The organism is Streptomyces sp. JLBT605, assembly GCF_058215555.1.
The window spans coordinates 706,627-724,915 of sequence record NZ_CM177087.1; the positions used below are offsets into that span (position 1 = coordinate 706,627).

The window sequence follows — 18,289 nt, forward strand, 5'->3', positions numbered from 1 at the left end:
GGAGGGTGGAGACCGCCACGGGCTTGGCGGCGTGGCGCGCGGTCAGCGGCGGACCCGTGGCATCCCCAGGCCGATCCAGGTGATGATCTCCCGCTGGACTTCGTTGTTGCCGCCGCCGAAGGTGAAGACGACGCTGCTGCGGTAGCCGCGCTCCAGCTCACCGTGGAGCACCGCGCCGGACGATCCCTCCTTGAGCGGGCCCGCCGCGCCGAGCACCTCCATCAGCCAGGCGTAGGCGTCGCGGCGCGCCTCGGATCCGTAGACCTTCACCGCCGAGGCGTCCTGCGGGGTGAGGGTGGAGTGCGCAGCTGCGTCGACCATCTGCCAGTTCAGCAGCTTCATGGCGTCCAGCCTGACGTGGGCGCGGGCCAGCCTGCCGCGCACCCAGCCCAGGTCGATGACGCGGCGGCCGTCGGCGAGCTTGGTGTCGGCGGCCCAGCGCTGCACACCGCGCAGCGCGCGGATGGCAGTGGAGCCGTGCGCGGCGAGGGTGACGCGTTCGAAGTTGAGCTGGGTGGTGATCATCTTCCAGCCCTCGTTCTCCGCGCCGACGCGCCGGCCGGCCGGGACCCGGATGTTCTCGTAATAGCTGGCCGTGGTGTCGTGCGAGGCGAGCGTGGTGATGGGGGTGCAGGAGTAGCCGGGGTCGGATGTCGGCACCAGCAGGATGCTGATGCCCTTGTGCGGCGGGGCCTTGGGATCGGTGCGCACGGCGAGCCAGACCCAGTCGGCGGTGTCGCCGTTGGTGGTCCAGGTCTTCTGCCCGTTGACGAGGTAGTGGCCGGTGGCCGGATCGCCCTCGCGGACCGCGCGGGTGGTGAGCGAGGCGAGGTCGGTGCCGGCGTCGGGCTCGCTGTAGCCGATGGCGAAATCGATCTCGCCGGAGAGGATCCGGGGCAGGAAGTGGGCCTTCTGCTCGTCGGTGCCGTACCGCATCAGTGTGGGGCCGACGGTGTTGAGCGCCATGAGCGGCAGCGGGACCCCGGCCTGCGCCGCCTCGTCGAAGAAGATGAACTGCTCCAGCGGGCTCATGCCGCGGCCGCCGTACTCCTTCGGCCAGCCGACGCCGAGCCACCGGTCCTCGCCCAGGCGCCGGATGGTGGAGCGGTAGAAGCGCTTCTGCTCGGCCCGGTCGGCGAAGCGCGCGTAGGCGTTGTCGGGGACGAGGTCGGCGAAGTAGGCGCGCAGTTCGGCGCGCAGCCGCTGCTGCTCGGGCGTGTATGCGAGGTGCACGGCCCCTCCTGGAGTCTCGCGTCAGCCGCGACGACGGCCTGGGATCGAGGGGCACGGTAGAACGCGTTCCAATAGATGGGAAGGGACGCGCAGCGGACTTCGTTTGAGGGTGGTGGTGGGCGACGGGAGGGAGGAAGGGACGCGCAGCGGACTTCGTGGGCGACGGGAGGGGCTCAGTCGTGACTCGGCTCCGGCGTCCCGGTCGCGCGCAGCAGCCGGGCGCCGAGCCCGCGCAGGTAGTCGGTGAGCACGTCGGGCGCGTGGACGAGGAACTCGCAGTCGACGAGTGCGAGCCGGAGGGCGACCCATTCGAGGGAGTCCACCGAGGTGGTGCGCAGCCGGCAGCTGTGTTCGCCGGTGGCCTCCGGGGTGCCCAGCCAGTGGGGCAGCCGGGAGGCCACGAAGGCGGCGGGGGCCTCGAAGGTGATGTCCAGCCGGAGTTCGGGCTGGCGCCGGGTCATCGCACGGCTCACGAACTGCGCGGCGTCCCCGGCCGGCAGCTCGCGCGGGGTGAACCGGGCGCCGGTGGCGAAGGGCTCGTCGACCCGGTCGACCCGGAAGGTGCGCCAGTCCTCGCGCTCCAGGTCGTACGCGACGAGGTACCAGCGCCGCCCGGTCGACACCAGCCGGTAGGGCTCCACCTGGCGGCGGCTGGGCGTGCCGTCGCCTGAGCGGTAGCGGAAGCGGAGCCGCTCCAGGCCGGTGACCGCCGAGGCCATCACCGTCAGGGTGTGCGGGTCGACCGTCGCCGCGTCCCCGCCCGAGCCCATGACCAGCGGCATCGTCGCCGCCTGGAGGGTGGTGACGCGGTGCCGCAGCCGGGACGGCAGCACCTGCTCCAGCTTGGCCAGGGCCCGCACCGACGCCTCCTCGATGCCCTCCACGGCGTGTCCGGCGCCCGCCCGCAGCCCGACCGCGATGGCCACCGCCTCCTCGTCGTCCAGGACCAGCGGCGGCATGGCCTTTCCGGCCACCAGGCGGTATCCCCCATCGGCTCCGCGCGCCGCCTGGACCGGGTAGCCCAGCTCGCGCAGCCGCTCGATGTCGCGCCGGACGGTGCGCCGGCTGACGGCGAGGCGCTCGGCCAGTTCCCCACCCGACCACTCGCGCGGGGTCTGGAGGAGGGAGAGCAGGGTCAGCAGTCGTGCGGGTGTGTCCGTCATGACACCAGGATGCCGCTCAAGTAGGACATGATCTGACCTATAGGGGTGGTTGGCTACTCGACATGACTTCCCCAGCCCCTCAGTCCGACCGGCGCCGCTGGTTCGCGCTCGCCATCGTGATGACCGCCGCCTTCATGGATCTGGTCGACGTCACGATCGTCAACATCGCCATACCCAGCATCGAGCGCGACACCGGCGCCTCGTTCAGCTCCATCCAGTGGATAACCGCCGGTTACGCACTCGCCTTCGCGGCCGGCCTGATCACCGGCGGCCGGCTGGGGGACATCCACGGCCGCAAGCGGCTGTTCCTCGTCGGCATCGGCGGCTTCACCCTGGCCTCCGCGCTCTGCGGCTTCGCCGCGAACCCGGAGATGCTGGTCGCCTCCCGCATCCTCCAGGGCGGGATGGCCTCGCTGATGGTGCCGCAGGTGCTGTCGATCGTGCACGCCACCTTCCCCGCCCATGAGCGCGGCAAGGTCTTCGGCATGTTCGGCGCGGTCGTGGGCCTGGGCGCGGTGTCCGGTCCGCTGCTGGGCGCCCTGCTCACCCAGTGGAACATCCTGGGCCTGGAGTGGCGGCCGATCTTCCTGATCAACCTGCCGGTGGGAGTCGCGGGTCTGCTGCTCGGCGTCAAGTACATCACCGAGTCCAAGGCGCCCCGGGCGCTCCGCCTCGACCTGCCCGGCGTGGGGCTGGTCACGCTCGGCCTGGTGATGCTGATCTACCCGCTGACGCGCGGCCGCGAGCTGGGCTGGCCCGTGTGGGGGTATGTCTCGATGGCCGGCAGCCTGGTCGTCCTCGGCGTGTTCCTGGCGTACGAGCGGCACAAGACCCGCAAGGACGGCTCGCCGCTGGTCGAGCTCAGCCTGTTCCGGGTCAAGAGCTTCGCCGCCGGGATCGCGGTGCAGCTGACCTTCGGTCTGGTGTGCGGCATCTTCTTCCTGGTCTGGACGCTGTACATGCAGGTCGGGCTGGGCTGGAGCGCGCTGAAGGCCGGCACCACGGGTATCCCGTTCTCGCTGGCGGTGTCGGTGGCCGCCGGTATCTCCGTGCAGAAGCTGGTGCCGCGCTTCGGCCGCAAGGTGCTCCAGGCGGGCGCGCTGACCATGGGGATGGGCGTGCTGCTCTACATCTGGGAGGCCGACCGGTACGGCACCGGCATCGCCCCCTGGCAGATGGCCCTGCCGCTGGTCGTGATGGGCGCCGGGATGGGGCTGATCGTGGCGCCGCTGACCGACGCGGTGCTCTCGGAGGTGCCGCGTGAGCACGCCGGCTCGGCCTCCGGCCTGATCAACACCACCATGCAGATGGGCAACGCGATCGGGCTCGCGCTGGTCTCCGTGGTCTTCTTCGGCTCGATCGACGAGGACCGGCTCAAGGTCGTCCCGACCGAGACCGGGACGGCGTTCTCCGAGGCCTTCCAGCACTCCCTGGGGTGGGTCGCGGCCATCCTCGTGGGGATCTTCCTGGTGATGTTCGCCCTGCCCGCGCGCCCGAAGCAGCACATCGAGGGCGCGGAGGAGCAGGACCCGGCGGAGGAGCAGCTCCCGGCGGCGGACGCCCCGGCCGGGCCCGGCGCCACTGCGGAGGCGACGGTGACGCGCTGACCGCCTCGGCGCCGGCGCCCCGCACCGCACACCTCGCACCCGTGCCCCGAGCCGCAGCGGCTCGGGGCACGGGTGCGTCCGCATGCGGGTGAGAAGCCCCACGGACGGGAAGGGATGCGGGGGCGTCGGCATGACCAACGCGGCGCTTGGCTCGATACTGAGCGGAGCCGGCAGCTCACGTGCCGCTGCTCTCTCCCAGCTCGGAGGCGTGCATGAAGATGCTGATCAACGTGGCCGAAAGGGTGGTCGCCGACGCGCTGCGCGGTATGGCGGCGGCCCATCCGGAGCTCACCGTCGACACCGAGAACCGGGTGATCGTGCGGCGGGACGCGCCGGTCGCGGAGAAGGTCGCCCTGGTCTCCGGCGGCGGCTCCGGGCACGAGCCGCTGCACGGCGGATTCGTCGGGCGCGGCATGCTGGACGCCGCCTGCCCCGGTGAGATCTTCACCTCGCCGGTGCCGGACCAGATGGTGCGGGCGGCGGCCGCGGTGGACAGCGGCCGGGGCGTGCTCTTCGTCGTCAAGAACTACACCGGCGACGTGCTGAACTTCGACATGGCGGCCGAGCTGGCCGAGGACGAGGGCATCGCGGTCGCGAAGGTCCTGGTCAACGACGATGTCGCGGTGACCGACAGCCTGTACACGGCGGGCCGGCGCGGCACCGGCGCCACGCTGTTCGTGGAGAAGATCGCGGGCGCGGCGGCCGAGGAGGGCGCGCCGCTGGAGCGGGTGGAGTCCCTGGCCCGCCAGGTCAACGAGTCTTCGCGCAGCTTCGGGGTCGCGCTCAGCGCCTGCACCACACCGGCCAAGGGCAGTCCGACCTTCGAGCTGCCCGCCGGCGAGCTGGAGCTGGGCATCGGCATCCACGGCGAGCCGGGGCGGGAGCGGCGCGCCATGATGACGTCCGGCGAGATCGCCGACTTCGCGGTGAACGCCCTGCTGGAGGACTTGGCTCCGGATCGCCCGGTGCTGCTGCTGGTCAACGGCATGGGCGCGACCCCGCTGATCGAGCTGTACGGGTTCAACGCCGAGGTGCACCGGGTCCTCGCCGAACGCAAGGTGCCGGTGGTGCGCACCCTGGTCGGGAACTACGTCACCTCCCTGGACATGGCGGGCGCCTCGGTCACCCTGTGCCAGGCCGACGAGGAGCTGCTGCGGCTGTGGGACGCCCCGGTGGCCACGCCCGGCCTGCGCTGGGGATGCTGACCGGCCCCCTCGTCCCCGCGGACCGCGGACCGCAGACCGACCTGGAGGACACCTGTGACCAGCAGTGACGCGGTCGGCGACGGCGGCTTCGACACCGCCTTCGCGCACCGCTGGATGAGGCTCGCGGCCGCCGCGATGGAGCGCGAGGCCGGCCGGCTCACCGAGCTGGACTCGCCGATCGGCGACGCGGACCACGGCACCAACATGCAGCGCGGTTTCCGGGCGGTGCTCGCGGCCCTGGACGAGCGGCCCGCGGACACCCCCGGCGGCGTGCTGGTGCTCTCCGGGCGCAGGCTGATCTCCACCGTGGGCGGGGCCTCCGGTCCGCTGTACGGGAGCCTGCTGCGCACCGCGGGCAAGGCGCTCGGCGAGGCCGAGCGGGTCGATGCGGAAGCGCTGCGCGAGGCGCTCCGTGCCGGGGTGGACTCGGTGGCCCGGCTGGGCGGCTCGGGGGTGGGCGACAAGACGATGCTGGACGCGCTGGTTCCGGCGGTCGAGGCGCTGGGCGAGTCGTTCGCGGCGGCGGCCGCGGCGGCCGAGCAGGGGGCGCTGGCGACGGTTCCGCTCCAGGCGCGCAAGGGGCGGGCCAGCTACCTGGGCGAGCGCAGCATCGGCCATCAGGACCCGGGCGCGACCTCCTCCGCCCTGCTCATCACGGCGCTGGCGGACGCGGCGGCGTCGGGGGGCGCCGGGTGAGCGGCGCGGGCGGCGCGGCGGGAGCCATGACCGGGCCGGGTGGCGGGCAGCCGCTGGTCGGGGTGGTCCTGGTCTCGCACAGCGCGACGGCGGCCATCGCCGTCGCCGAGCTGGCGATCGGGCTGGCGCCCGGCGGCGACATCGCGCCGGTGGCCGCCGCGGGCGGGGCCGAGGAGGGCGGGCTCGGCACCAGCGCGGAGCTGATCTGCGAGGCGGCGCGCCGCGTCGACCGGGGCGCGGGCGTGGCGATCCTGGCGGACCTGGGCAGCGCGGTGCTGACGGTGAAATCCCTGCTGGCCGAGGAGGACGAACTGCCACCCGGCTCGCGACTGGTGGACGCGCCGTTCCTGGAGGGAGCGGTGGCGGCGGTCGTCACCGCCTCGACCGGTGCGGACCTGGAGGCGGTCGCCCAGGCCGCCGGGGAGGCGTACGACTACCGCAAGGTCTGAGGGGGCGCGTACCGCGAGGTCTGAGACGGGCGCGTACCGCGAGGTCTGACACGGGCGCGCGCACCGCATGAGCCGGGCGGGCGGCCGGACGGACCGGGGCCGGGCAAGCGGCCGGACGGACCGCGGGGGCGGGCAAGCGGCGCCACGGCGGACGGGCAGCCGCACACGCCCTGGGGCAGGCGATCAGCCGATGGTCAGCCGAGCTCGTTGTCGGAGACGATGTGCACCGCGGCCTCCTCCGCCGAGGCGGCGGCGCCGTCGATGCCCACGTCCCTGCCGATGAGGTCCTTCTCGGCGTGCTCGTGCGCGCCCTCGTCGGGGGCGACCAGGCGGCCCGCCCGTGCCGTGCCGACCTCCTCGTCGTACGGCTCGCCGTCGCCCATCACCTGGTCCCCGATGCCGTCGCCCTCCATGGGCCCGATGTCGGGCAGCTCGCGGGCGAGGCGGGCCTCCAGCGGAGCGCGGTCGTGCTGCTCGGCCGCGGTCGTGCCCCAGCCTTCCACGGCCCAGGGCCGCTCCGGGGGTGAGTAGCCCTCGTCGAGCGGGGAAGACACGCCACGGTCGTCGAGCGTGTCCTCCGGTTCCAGCAGTCCCACGTCGTCCTGCTGCTTCTCGGAGCCGTCCGGCTGGTAGACGTCGTCACCCATCTCGCTCATGCCCTGTCCTCGTCTCGCCTCGTTCCCCAGGTGGCCCCCGACGACCGCCGACCGCTTCAACGACTCAACACCAGTATCCACCCCAATCATCACCAATCAGAACATCTCGCGCAGCACCCCGGCGCGGTCGGCTCCGCGGCCACGGCGGGCAGCGGCTGCGGCCGGGAACCGGGCGTCGCACACTTGACAGGGTGACGGCACAACACAGCGCCGGGATCCTGCTCTTCCGCCGGACGGCGGGCACGGGCCCTCAGGGGGGACCTCAGGTGCTTCTGGCCCATATGGGCGGGCCGTTCTGGGCCGGAAAGGACGCTCGCGCCTGGTCGCTGCCGAAGGGCGAGTACGACCCGGAGGGGGAAGAGCCCTCCCTGGCCGCGCGCCGGGAGTTCGAGGAGGAGCTGGGCCTGCCGCCACCGCCCGGCGCCCTGATCCCGCTCGGCGAGGTCCGGCAGACCGGCGGCAAACTGGTCACCGCCTGGGCCCTGGAGGGCGACCTCGACCCCGGCCGGGTGGTGCCCGGCACCTTCGAGATGGAGTGGCCCAGGGGTTCCGGACGGCTGCGCAGCTTTCCGGAGATCGACCGCGTCGCCTGGTGGGAGCTGGATCCGGCGCGCGACCGGATCGTGGCGAAGCAGCAGGTCTTCCTCGATCGCCTCGCCGAACACCTGTCGCTGTGACCGCGCCACGGGCTGACGTCCCGTCATCAGGCCCGTCAGGTCGTCCTGCGTCCGGTCTGGCTGCCGCGGCCGGGGCTTGGTAGCGTCCCCGCACTCGGTCGCGGAGGGGGGCATGGACATGCGCGGTCGCGGCCCGGTGGACCTCACCGGCCAGGTCGTCGTGGTCACCGGCGGCGGCAGGGGCATCGGTTTCGCCATCGCCGAGAGCTTCCTGGCCGCCGGGGCCGAGGTCGTGGTGTGCGGGCGGCGGGAGCCGGCGGCGCTGCCGGCCGCGGCGGGGCGGACCGCGGTGTTCACCGCGGCCGACGTCCGGGATCCGGCCGACGCGGCGGGGGTGGTGGACACCGCTGTGGCCCGCTTCGGCGGGCTGGACGTCCTGGTGAACAACGCCGGGGGCTCCCCCGACGCCAAGGCCGCCACGGTCTCCCCCCGGTTCGTGGAGAAGATCGTCGCACTCAACCTGCTGGCCCCGTTCTACCTCTCGCAGGCCGCCCACCGCGTCATGCGGACCCGGCCGGGCGGTGGTTCGATCATCAACATCGGCAGCGTCTCCGCGCACCACCCGCAGCCGGGCACCGCCGCGTACACCGCCGCCAAGGCCGGGCTGCTCGCCCTGACCAGAGCGCTGGCGCTGGAGTGGGCGCCCGAGGTGCGGGTCAACCACATCACCCTCGGGCCAGTCCGCACCGAGGGCGCCGCGGAGCGGTACGGCGAGGACGGCGGCGCGGCGGTCGCCGGGGTGATCCCGATGGGGCGGATGGCCCACCCATCCGATGTCGCCGACGCCTGCCTGTACCTCTCCGGCCCGCTGGCGGCGTACGTGAACGGCGCCGACCTCGCGGTGCACGGCGGCGGAGAGGTCCCGGCGCGCCATGTCGCCGTCCGCCCCGCGCGGGACGCCTGACCGGCCCGCGGTCCGGGAGACGACTACGGCGCCGAGGCCCCGGCCGGACCGGTCGCCCCGGTCGGACCGGTCGGACCGGTCGGACGGGTGCTCAGGCGCCGTAGACCGGGGGCGGGGGCGGGGCCTGGGCGATCAGGCGGCGGACGGCCGGGCCGACCTCTTGCTGGGTCCAGCGGCGTTGGCGGGTGGCCCGGGGGCCGGGGCGCCAGCCGTCGGCGAGCCCGATCATGCCGCCCTCGACCTCGAACACCTGGCCGCTGACGTCCCCGGAGTCGGCGCCCGCGAGCCAGACGACCAGTGGGGAGACGTTGCCGGGGTGCATCGCGTCGAAGCCGGACTCCGGGGCCCGCATCCGTTCGGCGAAGACCCGCTCGGTCATCGGCGTCCGGGCGGCGGGCGCGATGGCGTTCACCGTGACGCCGTAGCGGGCGAGTTCCACCGCCGCGATCCGGGTGAGCGCCGCGATCCCGGCCTTGGCCGCGCCGTAGTTCCCCTGGCCGACGCTGCCCAGCAGCCCTGCCCCGGAGGTGGTGTTGACGATGCGCGGCGCGGGCACCGGCCGGCCCTGCTTGCTCCGCTGCCGCCAGTACGCCGCGGCGTGCCGCAGCGGCGCGAAGTGCCCCTTGAGGTCCACCCGCAGCACCTGGTCCCACTCCTCCTCGGACATCGAGACCAGCATCCGGTCGCGGTTGATGCCCGCGTTGTTGACCAGCGCGTCGAGCCGGCCGAACGCGGCTGTCGCCGTGCCGATGAGCGATTCGGCGTAGGACCAGTCGCTCACGTCACCGGTGTCGGCGACGGCGGTGCCGCCGAGCGCGGTGATCTCCTCGGCGACGGCGGCGGCCGCTGGGCCGATGTCGTTGACCAGCACCCGGGTGCCCGCGGCGGCGAGGGCGAGGGCGTGTTCGCGGCCCAAGCCCTGACCCGCGCCGGTCACCACGGCGACCCGGGCGTCAGCCGAGTTGGTCGGTGGCATCGGCCCCTCCCGAGTCCTTGGTATCCCGGCCGGCGTGCCGGGCGTCGTCGGCGGCGCGTTGGGCATCCTGACCAGCGCGTGGGGCCTCGTCGGCTCCGCGCCCGGCATCCTCGCCGGCGCGCCCGGCGTCGTGGCCGGTGCGCCCGGCGTCGCGCATGCTGCGGGCGTCGTGGCCGGCGAGCGCGTCCTTGCCCGTTTCGGCGTTGTGGGCGTGGGCGAAGTGGTGCAGGCCGAACGCCGAGTCCATGCCGGTCTGCAGCCCCATCAGATCCTCGGCCTGGTTGACGGCCTTCTTGGTCAGGGCCAGCCCCATCACCGGCATGGCGGCGATCCGGGTCGCCAGGGACATCACCTCCGCCGCCAGCGCCTCGCGCCGCACCACTCGGTTGATCATGCCCATGGCCAGGGCGCGGTCGGCGGGGACGCGTTCGCCCAGGAAGAGGAACTCCTTCGCGAAGCGGGGGCCCATCACCCAGGGGTGGGCGAAGTACTCGACGCCCGGGATGCCCATCCGCACCACCGGATCGGCGAAGAACGCGTCGTCGGAGGCGACGATCAGGTCGCACACCCAGGCGAGCATCAGCCCGCCGGCCACGCAGGCGCCCTGCACCTGGGCGATGACCGGCTTGGGCAGCTCCCGCCAGCGGCGGCACATGCCGAGGTAGACCTCCTGCTCGCGGGCGTACCGGCTCTCGCCGCCGGGCCGGCCGACGTGGTCCCACCACAGTCCGGCGCGGCGGTCGAAGCTGGTGCCGGTGTCCCGCCCGGGGCTGCCGATGTCGTGTCCGGCCGAGAAGTGCTCCCCGGCCCCGGCGAGCACGACGACCTTGACGTGCCGGTCGGCGGCGGCCCGGTAGAAGGCGTCGTCAAGCGCGTAGGTCATGGCGGAGTTCTGCGCGTTGCGGTACCGGGGCCGGTTCATCGTCACCACGGCGACCGGTCCGTGGCGCTCCCAGCGGACGATCGCCTCCCGGTCCGCCGGGTCCTCGGACGCCGTCCGCGTCCCGGGGGCGGGGTCGGTGGTCATCTGCGGGCTTCCTCTCGCGTCAGGCGCAGCTCGCGGGCGAGCAGCGCGCGGTGGTCGGCGGGGTCGCCCCAGGCCGCGCTCAGCGCCCAGGCCCGCTTGGCGTACAGATGGAGCGGGTGGGCGGTGGTGCAGCCGGTCGCGCCGTGGCACTGCACGGCGGTGCGGGCGGCCTTCCGGGCGGCCTCGGAGGCCAGCACCTTCGCCATCGAGGTGCGGACGGTGGCCTGGTCGTCGCCGGTGGCCAGGGACCAGCCGGCGGCGAGCACGGCGGGGCGGGCGAAGCGCAGCGCCAGCGCGGTGTCGGCGAGGGCGTGCTTGACGGCCTGGAAGGAGCCGACGGGCACCCCGAACTGCTCCCGCCGCCGGACGTGTTCGACGGTCAGCTCCAGCATCCGCCCGCCGAGTCCCAGGAGCAGCGCGGCGGTGCCGAGCACCCCGCGCCGCCGGGCCGCCGCCAGGGCCCGCGCGCCCTCGCAGAGCAGCAGGCCGCCGGTGGGTGGCGCGGTCACCCGGGCCATGGCCCGGGAGCCGTCGACGGTGCCGAGGCCCTCGGCGCGCACCTCGGCGCGCTCGTACAGCCGCAGGGTGTCGCCGGCGGGCAGTACCAGCAGCCCGGCGCAGCCGCCGAAGGGCACCAGCCCGGAGCCGTCCGGATCGATGGCCACCAGCCGGCGCCCGGCCAGCACGTCCGGCAGCTGGGGCGCCCGGGCGGCGGCCAGCAGCGGCGCGGCCACCGCGACGGTCTCCACCACGGGCACCGGCAGGGCCCAGTGGCCGAACGCCTCCAGCAGCGGCGGCAGGGCGTTCTCGTCCAGGCCCAGGCCGCCGGCCGCTTCGGCCACCAGGGTGCCGGTGACGCCGACCTCGGCCAGCCGGCGCCAGACGGCGGCGACGGATCCGTGGCCTGGACGCTGCCAGCCGTCCCGGACGGTCTCCGCGGTGACCTCCTTGGCCAGGACGTAAGCGGCGGCGTCACGGAGTGCCGCGTCGTCCTCGGCGATGCGCAGTCGCATCCTCGCCCTCACCTCCTGGGCAGGCCGAGGAGCCGCTCGGCGACGATGTTCCGCTGGATCTCGTTGGTGCCGGCGTAGATGGGTCCGGCGAGGGCGAAGAGGAATCCCTTGGACCACGGGCCGTGCAGTTCGGCCTCGGGTCCGAGCAGGTCGAGGGCGATCTCGTGGAGCCGGATGTCGAGTTCGGACCAGAAGAGCTTGGTGAGGCTGGACTCGGCGCCGATCGCGTGGCCTTCGCCGATCGCCGTGACCTGCTCCAGGGTGAACAGCTGGTAGGCGGCTGCGTCGATCCACGCCTGGACCAGCCGGTCGCGGTGGGCGGCGGCGCGCCCGGGGCGGCGGCGGGCCTCGGCGAGCAGCCGCTCGGCGGTGGTCAGGAACCGGCCGGGTGAGCGCAGGGTGAGGCCGCGTTCGGAGCCGGTGGTGGCCATCGCCACCGACCAGCCCTCGCCGACGCCGCCGAGCACATCGGCGTCCGCGACGAGGACGTCGTCGAAGAAGACGTCGGCGAAGCCCTCGTCGCCGTCGAGGCGTTCGAAGCCGCGGACGGTCACGCCGGGGGCGTCCAGCGGCACCAGGAAGTAGGTGAGGCCGCGGTGGCGCGGGGCCGTGGGGTCGGTGCGGAACAGGCCGAACAGGTGGGTGCAGAAGGCGCCGCGGGTGGTCCAGGTCTTCTGGCCGGTCAGCCGCCAGCCGCCGGCGGTCTCGTCGCGTACGGCGCGGCTGGTCAGAGCCGCCAGGTCGCTGCCCGCGCCGGGCTCCGACCAACCCTGGCACCACAGGTCCTCGGCGGCCGCCATGCGCGGCAGGAGGCGCCGCCGCTGCTCGGGGGTGCCGAAGGCGAAGAGGGTGGGGGCGAGCAGGAAGATGCCGTTCTGGGTGACGCGCTGCGGGGCGCCCGCCCGGTGGTACTCCTCCTCGAAGATCAGCCACTCCCACACCGTGGCGTCGCGCCCGCCGTACTCCTCGGGCCAGGAGACGGCGGCCCAGCGGTCGGCGTGCAACTGCCGCTCCCATTCCAGGTGGGCGGCGAAGCCCTCCCGGGTGTCGCCGGAGGGCAGCGGCCGGGCGGGCACATGGGCCGTCAGCCAGCCGCGGGCCTCGGCGCGGAAGGCGTCCTCCGCCGGGCTCCAGGTGAGGTCCATCACCGCTCACCGCCCGTGCCCGGCAGGCCGCCGAAGGAGGCGCGGACCCGGTCGGCTACGCCGGAGAGGTTGAGTTCGAAGGTGAAGCCCTGCTCGAAGCGGTAGCTCCGCTTGACGTCCCACAGGTCGATGCCGTTGAACGCCTCCTTGGCGGCGCGGATGACGGCCGGGTCCTTGGCGGCCACCTCGGCGGCGATCCGCCGGGCGCGACCGGGCAGTTCGCCCGCGGGGACGACGTCCAGCACCGAGCCGAAGGCATGCAGTTCGGCGGCGGTGGCGGTCGCCGCGGTGTACATCAGGGCGCGGGCCCGGTGCGGCGGTACGAGCCGGGTGAGGTGGGTGGCGGCCCCGAGCGCTCCGCGGTCGACCTCGGGGAGCCCGAAGACGGCGTCCTCGGCGGCGATCAGGATGTCCGCGTTCCCGGCCAGGCCGATGCCGCCGCCGAGGCAGAAGCCGTGCACGGCGGCGATCACCGGCACCGCGCAGTCGTAGACGGCGGAGAAGGCCGCGTGGCAGCCGCGGTTGGCCCCGATCAGGGCGGTGAATCCGGTGTCCGCCTGGATCTCCTTGAGGTCCACGCCGGCGCTGAAGCCGCGGCCCGCGGCGCGCAGCACCACGACCCGGACGGCCGGGTCGGCGCCGAGCCCGGAGAACGTTTCGGCGAGCCGGTACCAGCCGGCCACGGGCAGCGCGTTGACCGGCGGGTGGTCGATGACGACCTCGGCGATGCCGTCGTGGTCGACCTGGCAGCGGATGCTCGGGCCGGCGTCGCCGCCGGTGGTCCGGTCGGCGTCGCCGCCGGTGGTCCGGTCGGCGTCGCCGCCGGTGGTCCGGTCGGCATCGCCGCCGGTGGTCCCCTCCCCCATCGTCTCTCCTGTTCGTCGTGGGTCCGTGCGGGCCGGTCAGGGGTGGCGGCTGCTGACCGACACCACCTCGCCGGTCATGTACGAGGAGTAGTCGCTGGCGAGGAAGACGATGACGTCGGCGACCTCCCAGGGTTCGGCGGCCCGGCCGAACGCCTCGTCGCGCGCGAGCCGGTCCAGCAGCTCCTCACTGGTGGTCTTCGCCAGGTGCGGGTGGCGGGCGATGCTGGGGGCGACCGCGTTGACCCGCACACCGCGGTGGCCCACTTCGACGGCGGCGCAGCGGGTCAGGGCCATCACCCCGGCCTTGGCGGCGGCGTAGTGGGCCTGGCCGCGCTGGGCGCGCCAGCCGATGACGGAGGCGTTGTTGACGATGACGCCGGTGCCGCGGGGCACCATGTGCCGCAGCGCCGCGCGGGTGCAGCGGAAGGTGCCGTTCAAGGAGACGTCCAGCACGGTGTGCCACTGGTCGTCGGTCATCTCGGTCAGCTCGGCGGTGCCGCCGAGTCCGGCGTTGTGGACGGCGATGTCGAGGTGACCCAGCTCGGCGACGGCGGTGTCGAACATGCGCTGGACGTCGCCCTGCGAGGTGACGTCGGCGACGATCGCCGGCGGCCTGCGGCCGGTGAGGCCGGCGAGCCGGTCGGCCGCCTGGGCGAGACGGCGCTCGTGGCGGTCGCTGATGGCGACCCGGGCGCCCTCCTCGGCGAAGCGGCGGGCCGTGGCGAAGCCGATGCCGGTGCCGGCGGCGGCGGTGATCAGGGCGGTGCGGCCGGCCAGCAGCCGGTGTCCGGGGTGCGGGCGGGGCGGGACGGCGGTCATGGGGCTCCTCGGCCGGGGGTGGCGGCGGGGCGCGGTGCGGTGAGCCGGGTGAGGACCTCGGTGGCCTCGGCGACGATGCGTTCCATCAGCTCGGCGCAGCTGGGCAGGTCGTCGATGAGGCCGGCGATCTGGCCGCTGGCGAGGGTGCCGAGGTCTATGCGGCCCTCGACCATGGCGGCGCGCAGCAGCATGGGGGTGTTGGCGGCCATCACCAGCTGGGCCCAGGTGAGTTCGCGGCTGCGGCGCATGGCGAGGCCCTCGCGGATCAGGTCGCGGCGGCGGCTGCCGGAGATCCGGGCGAAGGCCAGGGCGTGCCGCACCGAGCGGGCGGTCCGGCCGAGGGGGCCGCCGTCGGCGAGCCGGTCGACGAGTTCGGTGCGCAGTACGCGCTGGTCCACCCCGTCCAGCGCCGAGGTGACGACTGTGTCGGTGACGCCGCGCCGCAGGTACTCGGCCTTGACGCCGTCGGGGACGGTGGAGTCGCTGGTGAGCAGGAAGCGGGTGCCCATGGCGATGCCGACGGCGCCCTGGGCGAGGGCGGCGACCAGGCCGCGGCCGTCGCGGTAGCCGCCGGCGGCGATGACGGGGATGTCGACCGCGTCGACGATCTGCGGCAGCAGGATGGAGGTCGGCACGCTGCCGGTGTGGCCGCCGCCCTCGCAGCCCTGCGCGATGACCGCGTCCACGCCCCAGTCCCGCACCTTCTCGGCGTGCCGGCGGGCGCCGACGGAGGGGACCACGACCAGTCCGGCGTCCTTCAGGGAGCGGATGGTCCGCTCCCCGGGGGCGAGCGCGAAGGAGGCGACCCGCACCCCTTCCCGCACCAGCAGCCGGGCGCGTTCGTCGACGTCCGGGGCGTCGCCGCGCAGGTTGACGCCGAAGGGCGCGTCGGTGCGCTCCCGGACGGCACGGACGGCGGCGCGGGTCTCGTCCAGGGTGAGGGTGGCGCTCGCCAGGATGCCGAGCCCGCCGGCCTCGGCGGTGGCCGCGGTGAGTTCGGGCCCGGAGACCCAGCCCATGCCGGTCTGCACGATCGGGTGGCGTACGCCGAACAGCGCGCAGGCGGCGGTGCGCAGTGCCGGGTGGCTCATGCCGGCACCTCCCGCTCGCGCAGCCCGCGCGGATCGATGACGGTGCGGATGAGGCGCAGTTCCTCGGGGGTGGGCGTGCGGGTCGCGGTGACGGGGTCGGCGGTGTGCAGCGGGAATCCGGTGGCGGCGGTGACCTCCTCGACGGTGGTGCCGGGGTGCACGGAGACCAGCCGCATGGTGTGGCCGGGGCCGCCGAAGTCGAGCACGGCCAGATCGGTGACGACGCGGCGCAGTTCGTGGAAGCGGGTGGCGGAGCGGCCGGCGCGGGCCGCGCTGTCGTGGCCCACACCACAGACCACGTCGACGCGGTCCACGAAGGTACGGGGGCTGTGCCGGCGCACCCAGTAGCTGGTCGGGTGGTTGACGGTGTTGCCCGGTGCCCCGCGCACGCCCAGCAGCTGCCGGTGCGGGCGGTGGAAGTCGCCGATGGCGGAGATGTTGGCGTTGCCGTGCCGGTCGATCTGGCTGGGGCCCATCATGACGTGCCGGCGGCCGGCGGCCAGCAGCTCGAAGACGGCCCGGAAGGGCAGGTGGCCCTCGACGGTGGGCGGCGGCGCGGCGTCGATCGCCCAGACCCCCGCGACCAGCGCCGCCTCGCCGTCGGAGAGCAGCAGGGCGGGTTCGAAGACGGCGCGGGCGAGGCGGGCCCCGATGCCGGGGATGACGCCCATCGGGCTGGCCAGGATCTCCCCGTCACCGCGCCAGGCATCGGCGCAGGCGGTGACGCAGACCTCGGCCCGGGTGACGGCGCTCATGCCGCGCCCCCGGCCCGCGCGGCGCGGGCGGCGACCGCCCGCCGGTAGTCCTCCTCGTCCCCGGACAGGAAGGTCCGGCGGAAGGCGTCCCAGGTGTCGGGCTCGCCCGCGGCGCGGGCGTAGGCGCGCTGGAAGTCCTCGTCCCGGCCGTAGTCGGGCGCGCAGGAGGTGAAGTGGGCACCGCCGGGGGCCTGGACCACACCGGTGACCATCCATCGGTGGATCCGCAGCCGGGTGATGTCGGCGGCGGCGAACTCCCCAGTGGGCACGAGGCGTTCGCAGGAGACGAAGGCGCGGTCCGCGGCGGCGCAGTACAGGTCGTCGAAGTAGAGGTCGGGGCCGAGGTACTGGGCGTTGCCGGCTCCATCGGCGCGGTTGAGGTGGACCAGGGCGGCGTCGAGGTGGAGCGCGGGGACGGCGACCAGTTCCTCACCGTCCTGGTAGGGGGAGGCGACGGTGCGCAGGCCGGGGTTGACGCGCAGCACGTCCGAGCCGAGTCCGGCGCGCACCGGCAGGAACGGCAGGCGCTGCGCGGCGGCCTGCAGCCCGGCCTGGAGCATCCCCTCGTCGTATTCGGTGACCTCGATCCGGCCGCTCTGCCGGGCGGCCCGGAAGTGCGGTTCCAGGGGGATCGAGTCGAGCGAGACGAAGCCGTAGACCAGGCGGCGCACCTTGCCGGCGGCGCACAGCAGGCCGACGTCGGGGCCGCCGTAGCTGACGACGGTGAGGTCGGTGAGCGGGGAGCGGAGGATGGCGCGGACCAGCGACATCGGTTTGCGGCGCGATCCCCAGCCGCCGATGCCGATGGTCATGCCGGAGGCCAGCTGCCGGATGACCTCCTCGTGCGTCATGCGCTTGTCGGTCATGAGGGGGTGCCGCCCTTCTGGAGACCCTCGCGCTGCGGAGACCCTCCAGTGAGGCTACCAAGCGTTTGTTAGGTTCCCAATGGGTCGTCAGAAACCGAGGCTCCGACCACGATGGGTGAGGAGCGGGCCGCGTTGACTTCCCTCCGGCGGGCCAGCACTGTGGAGCCGGCACCGAAGGGCCCTGGCCGCCTGCGGTGACCTCCCCTGCCGTCACCTTTCCTCGAAGGCGAGACCATGAGCACCGCCCCCCGGCGCAAGGCCGGCCCCTGCCCGGCCTTCCCCTTCGACGAGCGGGATCTCCAGCGCTTCCGCGAGGTCCAGCGGCTCGCCTACCGCTGCGCGGAGCGGGTCGGCGACTGGCTGGCGCCCGGGGTGACGGAGCGTCAGGCCGCCGCCCGGCTGCGCCGGGAGCTGGTCGCCGAGGGCGTGCGGGACTTCTTCCACATCCCCTTCGCCTGGTTCGGCGACCGCACCGCCTTCCGGCGCTTCCGCACCCCGCTGCAGTTCTTCCCCAGCGGGCGCCGCCTGGAGGAGGGGATGGCCTTCATCCTGGACTGCGCGCCCGTGGTGGACGGCTACACGGCCGACATCGGCTACGCCGGGAAGATCGGCGAGAACCCGGTCTGGGAGCGCATGGCGCTGGACCTGCCCGCCTACCGCGAGCTCATCGTCGAACAGGTCCGGCTGCGCAGGCCGCTCGACGAGATCTACGCCGCGGTGGACGCGCTGATCGCCCGGCACGGCTACGACAACCGGCACCAGGTCTACCCCGGCCGCGTCATCGGCCATCAGGTGACCCGGACGACGGCCCGGGGCCCGGCCGGGGTGAGTGTCTTCGGCTTCGGCGTGCGCACCCTGCAGACCCTGGGCCGGGAGCTGATCAGCGAACGGCTGCACGGTCGCTCGCCGCTGTGGGCCGACGGCCGCGCCTCCCGGCACGCGCCCACCCCCGGCCTGTGGGCCGTCGAGCCGCATGTGGGCTTCCGCGAGGTGGGGCTGAAGTTCGAGGAGCTGCTGGTGGTCACCGAGGACGACGCCTACTGGCTCGACGACGACCTGCCGCACGTACGCCGCCGGCAGCACGGCACCGCCCGCTGACCGCGCCCGCTCGGCGGGGCGTGCCACCGAGCTCTCGTTCTCA

Annotated in this window: 18 protein-coding genes and 1 pseudogene; 7 read left to right on the forward strand and 12 right to left on the reverse strand. The window is 74.2% G+C overall.

Annotated elements, in window-relative coordinates:
* Window positions 1-42: 42 nt before the first annotated feature.
* Both AC4BDD_RS03270 and AC4BDD_RS03275 read right to left on the reverse strand, forming a co-directional pair.
* A complete protein-coding gene (locus AC4BDD_RS03270) occupies window positions 43-1,233 on the reverse strand; it encodes an acyl-CoA dehydrogenase family protein (protein WP_490689444.1) in 1,191 nt (396 codons plus the stop codon).
* Window positions 1,234-1,406: 173 nt separating this feature from the next.
* Window positions 1,407-2,396, reverse strand: a complete 990-nt coding sequence (locus tag AC4BDD_RS03275; protein WP_490689445.1) for a helix-turn-helix transcriptional regulator — start codon at window positions 2,394-2,396, stop codon at window positions 1,407-1,409.
* A 62-nt stretch (window positions 2,397-2,458) separates the two neighbouring features.
* Here AC4BDD_RS03275 and AC4BDD_RS03280 point away from each other — a divergent pair, with 62 nt between their 5' ends.
* The 4 genes from AC4BDD_RS03280 (at window position 2,459) to AC4BDD_RS03295 (ending at window position 6,353) form a co-directional block, all read left to right on the forward strand.
* Complete coding sequence (locus tag AC4BDD_RS03280) at window positions 2,459-4,003, forward strand: MFS transporter (RefSeq protein ID WP_490689446.1); 1,545 nt, start codon at window positions 2,459-2,461, stop codon at window positions 4,001-4,003.
* 212 nt (window positions 4,004-4,215) lie between these two features.
* Window positions 4,216-5,208: a dihydroxyacetone kinase subunit DhaK gene (gene dhaK / locus AC4BDD_RS03285; protein WP_490689447.1), complete on the forward strand. Its 993-nt coding sequence runs from the start codon at window positions 4,216-4,218 to the stop codon at window positions 5,206-5,208.
* A 114-nt stretch (window positions 5,209-5,322) separates the two neighbouring features.
* Entirely contained in the window at window positions 5,323-5,904 is a 582-nt protein-coding gene (dhaL, locus tag AC4BDD_RS03290) for a dihydroxyacetone kinase subunit DhaL (protein ID WP_490691636.1), read from the forward strand.
* Window positions 5,905-5,930: 26 nt separating this feature from the next.
* A complete protein-coding gene (locus AC4BDD_RS03295) occupies window positions 5,931-6,353 on the forward strand; it encodes a PTS-dependent dihydroxyacetone kinase phosphotransferase subunit DhaM (protein WP_490689448.1) in 423 nt (140 codons plus the stop codon).
* Between the two features lie 194 nt (window positions 6,354-6,547).
* Here the strand turns inward: AC4BDD_RS03295 and AC4BDD_RS03300 are convergent, their stop codons facing one another.
* Window positions 6,548-7,009, reverse strand: coding sequence for a DUF5709 domain-containing protein (locus AC4BDD_RS03300; RefSeq protein ID WP_490689449.1), 462 nt, complete (start codon window positions 7,007-7,009; stop codon window positions 6,548-6,550).
* Between the two features lie 191 nt (window positions 7,010-7,200).
* On the opposite strand from AC4BDD_RS03300, the gene AC4BDD_RS03305 reads away from it, so the two are divergent.
* The gene (locus AC4BDD_RS03305) at window positions 7,201-7,686 is read left to right on the forward strand and encodes an NUDIX hydrolase (RefSeq protein WP_490689450.1); all 486 of its coding nucleotides are present in this window, start codon (window positions 7,201-7,203) and stop codon (window positions 7,684-7,686) included.
* Between the two features lie 118 nt (window positions 7,687-7,804).
* Window positions 7,805-8,590, forward strand: coding sequence for an SDR family oxidoreductase (locus AC4BDD_RS03310; RefSeq protein ID WP_490691637.1), 786 nt, complete (start codon window positions 7,805-7,807; stop codon window positions 8,588-8,590).
* A gap of 91 nt (window positions 8,591-8,681) precedes the next feature.
* Here AC4BDD_RS03310 and AC4BDD_RS03315 read toward each other — a convergent pair whose 3' ends face one another.
* The 9 genes and pseudogenes from AC4BDD_RS03315 to AC4BDD_RS03355 form a co-directional block, all read right to left on the reverse strand.
* On the reverse strand, window positions 8,682-9,566 hold the full coding sequence (locus tag AC4BDD_RS03315; RefSeq protein WP_490689451.1) for an SDR family oxidoreductase: 885 nt from the start codon (window positions 9,564-9,566) through the stop codon (window positions 8,682-8,684).
* Window positions 9,567-9,705: 139 nt separating this feature from the next.
* Window positions 9,706-10,593: pseudogene (locus AC4BDD_RS03320) on the reverse strand (enoyl-CoA hydratase); the annotation flags it as partial.
* Window positions 10,590-11,606 carry an acyl-CoA dehydrogenase family protein gene (locus tag AC4BDD_RS03325; RefSeq protein WP_490689452.1) on the reverse strand — a complete coding sequence of 339 codons (1,017 nt, stop codon included), beginning with the start codon at window positions 11,604-11,606 and terminating at the stop codon, window positions 10,590-10,592. The pseudogene AC4BDD_RS03320 and the gene AC4BDD_RS03325, both read right to left, overlap by 4 nt.
* An 8-nt stretch (window positions 11,607-11,614) precedes the next feature.
* Window positions 11,615-12,751 (reverse strand): acyl-CoA dehydrogenase family protein, encoded by a 1,137-nt coding sequence (locus tag AC4BDD_RS03330; protein ID WP_490689453.1) that lies wholly within the window; start codon window positions 12,749-12,751, stop codon window positions 11,615-11,617.
* Window positions 12,751-13,617 carry an enoyl-CoA hydratase family protein gene (locus AC4BDD_RS03335; RefSeq protein WP_490689454.1) on the reverse strand — a complete coding sequence of 289 codons (867 nt, stop codon included), beginning with the start codon at window positions 13,615-13,617 and terminating at the stop codon, window positions 12,751-12,753. The genes AC4BDD_RS03330 and AC4BDD_RS03335 overlap by 1 nt, the downstream gene beginning before the upstream one ends.
* A 36-nt stretch (window positions 13,618-13,653) precedes the next feature.
* A complete protein-coding gene (locus tag AC4BDD_RS03340) occupies window positions 13,654-14,436 on the reverse strand; it encodes an SDR family oxidoreductase (RefSeq protein ID WP_490689455.1) in 783 nt (260 codons plus the stop codon).
* Window positions 14,433-15,527 (reverse strand): NAD(P)H-dependent flavin oxidoreductase, encoded by a 1,095-nt coding sequence (locus tag AC4BDD_RS03345; RefSeq protein WP_490689456.1) that lies wholly within the window; start codon window positions 15,525-15,527, stop codon window positions 14,433-14,435. The genes AC4BDD_RS03340 and AC4BDD_RS03345 overlap by 4 nt, the downstream gene beginning before the upstream one ends.
* Entirely contained in the window at window positions 15,524-16,282 is a 759-nt protein-coding gene (locus AC4BDD_RS03350; protein ID WP_490689457.1) for a CoA-transferase subunit beta, read from the reverse strand. Before AC4BDD_RS03350 ends, AC4BDD_RS03345 begins: the two co-directional genes overlap by 4 nt.
* The gene (locus AC4BDD_RS03355) at window positions 16,279-17,148 is read right to left on the reverse strand and encodes a CoA transferase subunit A (RefSeq protein ID WP_490689458.1); all 870 of its coding nucleotides are present in this window, start codon (window positions 17,146-17,148) and stop codon (window positions 16,279-16,281) included. Before AC4BDD_RS03355 ends, AC4BDD_RS03350 begins: the two co-directional genes overlap by 4 nt.
* Window positions 17,149-17,382: 234 nt before the next feature.
* On the opposite strand from AC4BDD_RS03355, the gene AC4BDD_RS03360 reads away from it, so the two are divergent.
* Complete coding sequence (locus AC4BDD_RS03360) at window positions 17,383-18,246, forward strand: M24 family metallopeptidase (RefSeq protein ID WP_490689459.1); 864 nt, start codon at window positions 17,383-17,385, stop codon at window positions 18,244-18,246.
* Window positions 18,247-18,289: the final 43 nt, after the last annotated feature.